The sequence below is a fragment of the Treponema sp. R8-4-B8 genome (assembly GCF_054786175.1).
Window position 1 is genome coordinate 47,006 of record NZ_BDHE01000009.1, and the last position, 6,958, is coordinate 53,963.

Sequence of the window (6,958 nt, forward strand, 5' to 3'; positions counted from 1 at the left end):
GAATAATAATAAATAAATTTCAAGAGAAATGACTATGAAAATTGAAAATTGCCGGTATTTGCTCCCGTTTTTGCCTGTAATATCAGCCTGTTTACTCCTTATTCTGGTCTGCGGGTTATTATCAGGCTGCTACACATTAAAACAGGGCGTAACCTTGCTGGGGTACCTTAACAGCGCAGTCCCACTAGAACAGATTGATAACAAAGACTTTATACGGCTTGTAAAGGATATTCGCGTATTCGCTATGGACGAATTGGGACTTAAAGAAAGCAGAAACTACACGCGTTTTGTAAAGCTTGACAGAAACTACCTTGCGGCGGTTGTTTCCGCCTCGGCAAAAGATTCTTTCCGCCGTTATGAGTGGAATTTTCCCATTGTGGGAAAGATGCCCTACAAAGGTTTTTTTAATGTGGAAGACGCGCGTAAAGAACGGGCAAAACTGGAAAAAAAAGGACTTGACGTTTGGATTCGGGGGGTAGACGCTTTTAGCACGCTGGGCTGGTTTAAAGACCCTCTTTATTCCTATATGCTGGATTATTCTCCTGCAAGACTGGCGGATTTAATTATTCACGAACTTGTTCACGCCACGGTATTCATCAAAGGGCAGGTCAAGTTTAACGAGGAACTGGCGGAATTTATAGGCGGCGAGGGAGCAAGGCTTTTTATAGCGTCGCGTTTCGGGGAAGATTCCGACGAATACAGGGAAATTTTTACATCGGACAAAAACGGCCAAAAATATGTCGAGTTTATTCAAGAATTGATCGCGGAACTTGACGTTCTTTATAACAGTGAAATTGGCAGGGAAGAAAAACTAGCGGAAAAAGAGCGGATAATTAACGCCGCGAAAGAGCGGTATATAGCTGAGTATGACAGCCGTTTTTCCAACGATGATTACAGGGGATTTGTAGAATTACCGGTAAACAACGCGTATCTTGAACTTTACAGGCTATACCACACGGAGGATAATTTTTACGGGGAACTGTATGAGCGTTCAGGAAGGAATCTTCCCGCCTTTATTTCAGCCGCAAAAAAAATAACCAAAAAAGGCGATCCCCGCCAACAGCTTGAAAACGCCCTATTTCAATGATATATTAAGATCATGGCTTGGCTATTCGGCGATAAAAAATTTGGTCAGTACACTTATGAGCATTGGTATGATGATGATGAACACATTGTGGTAAAAGATAGCGCCGAAAACACAAAAGCTGGAACAGCCAAAGCTGGAACAGCTAACGATCCTTGTAGTATAACTCCTGATAAACCCTCGCCGCAGCCGGAACCCTCTTGCCATAATCCCTGTTCTCAAGATTCGTAATGGTTTCCACAAACAAATCAATAGGCAGTTTGCTTGCGTTGCGTAATCTGCGTACCCTGTTCTGCCCGCCGTTATAAGCCAATAACGCCAGTATTGTATCCTTAAAATAATCCTGTAAATACTTAAAATAATAAGTGCCAATATGAATGTTCAGCGAAGGGTTTCTGGAATCAACAACGCCGTCTTCGCTAAAATAATCAGGCCCTCCCGTGCGCCGAAGACGCTCCGCCATATCCTTCGCCGTCTTAGGCATTAATTGCATCAGTCCTACCGCTCCCGCTCGCGAAACTACCGCTTCCCTAAACGCGCTCTCCGTGCGAATAAGCCCGTAAAGGAGCGAAGGCGCGATACCGTATTCTTGCGAGTACTTTTCCACCAATTCAAGATACGGACGGGGAAACATTAATTCCCAATCGCGCCTATCCCTGCTGTAACCGTCCCTGTAAACATACAAAGAGGCAAGATGTATAGATTGCCAATGTATGCCCTCTTTATCAAAAGCTTGCGCCGCGACGCGCAATTCATCGGCAGTCAGCTCTCTTTCCATCTCTTTGATATACGGATACGAAAAATCAACCACTCCATAATTAAAAAAGCCAAGAATAAATTGCAAGGCTTGCGAATATTCTATGTTTTCCGGTTCTATAACTTCTTCGGTAAATTCAAAAAACGGCTCCTTCAAAGCGTCGGCGCACTTTGAACGGTACAAAAGAGACGGTAAAAAATTAACAATGCCGACATCATAGGCAATACGGTAAAACGCGGCCGCGTTCGCCGATTTTGCTCCAATAGCCTGCGCGGCAAGACGAGTATCCGCCGCAGTAAGATATTTGTTTTCTATCGCGCGGCCTATTACCCATGCGTAACCGATTTTTGAAACAGCCGCACCGGTATTCTTAATCAGATCATAGGTTTTTATTACTTTATTCCAATCGCGTTCAGCGACAAGTTTGTGTAAAAATCTCTCTAAAAGATCATTATAATCGCTGCCTTTGCGCCACTGCGGAATATATTTTGCCAGCCTGTCAATAAAAGTTTTAGTCGGCCCTGTAATCGTTAAATCCAGAATATACCAGATGCAGGCGTCTAACTGATCCGTGTCGGGAGCAAGGGTTAACGCATGTTCAAACAGCGCAATTCCCTGGGCGTTTTTCCCGCCTATGCGTCGGGCAATTCGTCCGGCATAAAAATTAAGCCTGTACTGCAGATCAAAAGACAATTCCTTATTTTTCAGCCACTGTAAAAACAGGGTAAGCCCTTCCGCGCTCGATTTAGTGTATTGAAAAGTTTTACCCAAATCATTTATCAATATGGGATACTCAATAAAAATATTGGGGAGCAGTTCCGGCCAATGGTCTTCAAACTGAAAAATACGAAAAAAATCCAGCGCTTCATTGTAACGCAGGCAGGAAACGGAATAATGCCCCTCAATGGCGGCTATTTCCCGTTCTGAAAAAGTTATCCCTTTTTTCACGCATTCCCTAATAATAAACTGCATGGCTTCACTAAAAGAAGCTGAGTTATTATCATGATTAAAAAAGAACGAAAGCGCCTTCTCTTTATCCGGCGCGGATACGATATGAAAAGCTTCCGCCCAAAAACCGCGCAATTCGCCCCGGACGCTTTCCATTGTTTTACGTGGAATCTCCGCGCCGCCAGCCATTAAAACAACAAGTTTTTCAGCCGCGGCCTGTCTTATATATCCATTGGGACTTGCAAGAGCTCTTTCAAACAGTTTGATTTTTTCGGCGATCGAATCATTCAATAAACCAAAATAAAAATCACTTGGCTGATTCTGAACCTGTATCTGCGACACGCAGGATAAAATCAACAGGGAAATTAGGAAAAAAGTTGAAATTTTTAACAAGCGAAACAACATCAATTCCTAGGAGGAATACGGATTGTTCTTCCGGATATAATCAAGTTAGGATTCCTAATGTTATTATACTTCGCAATTTTAGGATAAAGCCAGGGATTACGGTAAAAAGCTTCCGCAATATCCCATAATGTATCACCCCAGCGAATCTTATAATTTACACCCTCTCTTGGAATAGTTGTTGGAACCTTGTATGACGCAACCGGCGGATTACGCGTTCTTCCAGTCTGACTCTGCTTAGGCTCAGGCGCGGTAGCAGGCGCTTGAATCACAGGCGCGGGCTCGATTTTTTGCTGAACAGGCTCGGTCTGCTTGACAGGCTCGGTTTGTTTAACAGGTTCCGGTTCCTTTACTGCCGGTTCCGGTTCTTTAGCAGGCTTAGGTTTAAAAAATTTCTCGGTAACCGTATTGCTAATACCGCTTACCGTATTGCTGATACCAGTGACCGCCTTGTTAAAAATAGGACGCACAACATCCATACCGCCATAGTAGAACAGCCATCCCGCAAGAAGCCCTAAAATAACCAAAATAATAAGCAGGACTAAAATCCATGACTTGGAAGCGCTTTTTTCCCTTATTTTTTTAGCGTGTTGATACAAGCTTGAAGGCGGCTCTTCATTTGATTCAAGTTCAAAATCGGGAACGCCAATGTCGTGGGAACTATCATCCATAGATTTTAAGGAAACATTCAACATATAATGTTCGCCGTTTGAGCCGGTATCGAGATCAACGGCCTCGGCGGCAATTTCCCCGTTAGAATCGGAGGAAATAACCATTTCGATAGAAGGGTCACCCTTGGGTTTTGGTTTAATATTTTCAACAACCAGACTGCCAATATACTGGGCGTCAGGCATTGTACTAGCCGGACTCCTGTAAAGATCAATTTGCATGCTAGGCTGATTGTCGTGAACTGTGGTAAGTATTATTCTTTTCTTTATTGAAGAATTCTCCTCCATTATGGGGTAGAATTCTCCGTTGGCGATCTTAATACCAATATTTGATGCCATTGGATCAGCTCCTCTCAAGAACCTGAAAACAGTTCTTTTTTAAGTTTATATGCGAAATTTGCCTTCTGTCAAGGGGAATTTTCCCCTTAAACGCCGACATATTACAAATTTGCCTGATAATCAAGTCATTTTTTATTATCATTAATATATTTATCGGTAAAAACTGTATCAAAAAAGATAAAAATATCCGATAATATGTAATATGAGTCCTATTTTTATAGGGGTAATTGCTCTTGTTCTTGTTGCGGCCATCATTTTAATTGTAATGAATGGCGCCCACGGTCTTTCATTTGGCGGTGGAAAATCATCCAAAGATCACGAATACATGATCAAGGAAGCAAACAAACGGCTTGCGCAAAACCCGAATGATCCGGAAGCTTTATTTATGTTAGCCACCGCGTATTTTGAAGAGGAAAACTGGGAAAAAGCGATGCCGGTATATGAAAACCTGACAGAACAAATATCTTTAAATAAAAACATAAAGGGCATCGATAATTTTGAGGTTTTCCTGCGGTACGGCTTATCGGCGAAAAAACTAAATATGACGGAACAGGCCTACAAAGGTTTTTCTACGGCAAGAACCTACAGGATGGATAATTTTGAAGTAAATTTTGAATTAGGTTCTCTGGAGTTTGAAAGAAAAAATTATGAAAAAGCTATTCAACTTTTACAGCAGGCGCGTATCCAGGAGCCCGATAACCCCGCCGTTCTGCGTACTTTAGGACACTCTCTTTTCAGGATAAAAAAACCCAAAGAGGCGATGAACTTTATCCGTAAGGCTATTGACCTTGCCCCGGATGACAAGGAATCGCTTTATACTCTGGCGGAGTGTTATCAAGAGGCCAATCAGATCGAACAGGCGTTGCGTATTTATAACCATTTACGCGCCGACCCCAATATGGGGCCGACCTGCTGTCTCGCCGCGGGAAATATACATCTTGAGACAAGACAGTACGAATTGGCAATTCAGGATTTTGAAATCGGTTTAAGGCATACCAATATCAAACCTGAGACTTTAACCGAACTGCGCTATAAACTTGCCACAACGCTGATTAAGATGAATGATATTGGCAAAGCGATCCCATACTTAAAACAAATACAACGCGATAATTCTTCATATAAGGACGTAACTGCCCTGTTAGGTAAATATATCGAACTAAACGCCAACCGTAATTTGCAGGCGTTCCTTATGGGTTCATCCGCTGACTTCATCGCTCTTTGCAGAAGAATTGTCATGACGTATTATAACAAGGCAAAGGTTAAAATAGTAAATATCGCGGTAAACAAAACCGAATGGGCCGACATTCTAGCCGAGATTGATACGACAAAATGGTCGGATGTTATAATGTTCCGCTTTATCAGAACTCAAGGCTCCATTGGCGAACTTATTGTCAGAGATTTTAATTCCCATCTAAAAGAAGTTAAAGCCGGCAAGGGCGTTTGCATCACCGTCGGCCAGTTCTCGGAAGAAGCCAAAAGGTACACGGAAGCCCGCCTTATTGATTTGATAGAAAAAGACAGGCTTCAGGCGATACTTAATTCGTTGGACGCGAAGACGGCGGCGTTAAAGAAATAAATTATTCATAAATTTAGAACGATGTATGCCCGAAGAATTTAATAGCGAAAAATATTATCATTCTATATAAAAGCCGAGCATACGCAAAGCCCTTCCGGTGATTAGTGGCGTGACGTTTATCTACGCACGCTTTGGCGTGGCATGGTAGGCGATCCACGCCAAGATCACCGGCAGGGCTTTGCGTATGCCCGGCTATTACCTAGCGAGGAATTTTTTCAGTATTTTTGTTTTAGGCATACATCTTCAAGCGGTAATGAGTATTTTCCCCTTGCTGTAACCTTCCAAAAGCTAGTAAAATGAGAATAAGGAGATATTTATGCCGCAAGCGCAAACCATGACCATAGAAGAAAAACTAGCCATTGGCTGTAAAGCCGTAGAATTAAGAAAAGCCGGAGATGAAGAAGGTTATGACCGTCTTATGAGGACAGTCCCCATGCCCCCATATTTGGCAAAAATAATGAAAGAAAAAATGGGTGTAGACTATCTAATAAATGGTGGTTGGAATTTGTCAGAAGCAGAGGTGGAATTTGGAAATAATTGGCTTAATAGATAGCATTAATAAGTCAGTTATAAGTATTGATTTTGGCCGCAAAGGTTTTGCCATCGAAGGAAAAGAACGCGAAGGGCGAATTAATTATGAAGACGGTATAGCTAAAGCCCTATCCACATTTCAACAAGCACAAACCGCCGCCGATCCCCATACAATTATTTTAGCAGAGTACACCTTCTTATCGCAGGAGCTAGTATTTTTGGATAAATCAGACAAAGAAAGCATAAGCAGCTTAACCAGAGCCATTCGATTTTTCGATGACGCTTTCCTTGCCCTTGAAGTTATAGGGGATAAGCCCCTTTATCAATGCGCTGAAAAAATCATCCCCCACGATTCAAAATACCGTGTAAAAGGCTTTCCGAAGGACTCCTTCCACATTGCCTGTAGCGGACACAAAGCCCGCATACAAAATATACTTAAAACCCCAGGATTAGACCCTATCGAAAAAGCATTACTCAAACAGAGGCTTATCAATATGTCTACAGCGCAAACGGCGTATACAGAAAAACAGAAGGAAGCATTGGCAAAATAATTAGGAATACTCCTAGTAGTCAGTAACAATTAATACTTTACAAAAATTACATCTAGAAGATTTCACACTAAGAACACAAAGAAACATAAGAACACAAAGAGG

At 42.2% G+C, this 6,958-nt stretch carries 6 protein-coding genes; 4 read left to right on the forward strand and 2 right to left on the reverse strand.

What is annotated here, in order from left to right:
- The first annotated feature begins 34 nt into the window (after window positions 1–34).
- Window positions 35–1,087: an aminopeptidase gene (locus ACYVRA_RS03020; protein ID WP_461251271.1), complete on the forward strand. Its 1,053-nt coding sequence runs from the start codon at window positions 35–37 to the stop codon at window positions 1,085–1,087.
- A 142-nt stretch (window positions 1,088–1,229) separates the two neighbouring features.
- Here ACYVRA_RS03020 and ACYVRA_RS03025 read toward each other — a convergent pair whose 3' ends face one another.
- Window positions 1,230–3,182 (reverse strand): flagellar assembly lytic transglycosylase, encoded by a 1,953-nt coding sequence (locus ACYVRA_RS03025; protein ID WP_461251272.1) that lies wholly within the window; start codon window positions 3,180–3,182, stop codon window positions 1,230–1,232.
- Between the two features lie 11 nt (window positions 3,183–3,193).
- A complete protein-coding gene (locus ACYVRA_RS03030) occupies window positions 3,194–4,198 on the reverse strand; it encodes a LysM peptidoglycan-binding domain-containing protein (protein ID WP_461251273.1) in 1,005 nt (334 codons plus the stop codon).
- A gap of 202 nt (window positions 4,199–4,400) precedes the next feature.
- On the opposite strand from ACYVRA_RS03030, the gene ACYVRA_RS03035 reads away from it, so the two are divergent.
- From ACYVRA_RS03035 to ACYVRA_RS03045, 3 genes are all read left to right on the forward strand, one after another.
- Window positions 4,401–5,774, forward strand: a complete 1,374-nt coding sequence (locus tag ACYVRA_RS03035; protein WP_461251274.1) for a tetratricopeptide repeat protein — start codon at window positions 4,401–4,403, stop codon at window positions 5,772–5,774.
- A 316-nt stretch (window positions 5,775–6,090) separates the two neighbouring features.
- Window positions 6,091–6,327, forward strand: a complete 237-nt coding sequence (locus tag ACYVRA_RS03040) for a hypothetical protein (protein WP_461251275.1) — start codon at window positions 6,091–6,093, stop codon at window positions 6,325–6,327.
- The gene (locus ACYVRA_RS03045) at window positions 6,302–6,856 is read left to right on the forward strand and encodes a hypothetical protein (protein ID WP_461251276.1); all 555 of its coding nucleotides are present in this window, start codon (window positions 6,302–6,304) and stop codon (window positions 6,854–6,856) included. Before ACYVRA_RS03040 ends, ACYVRA_RS03045 begins: the two co-directional genes overlap by 26 nt.
- Window positions 6,857–6,958: the final 102 nt, after the last annotated feature.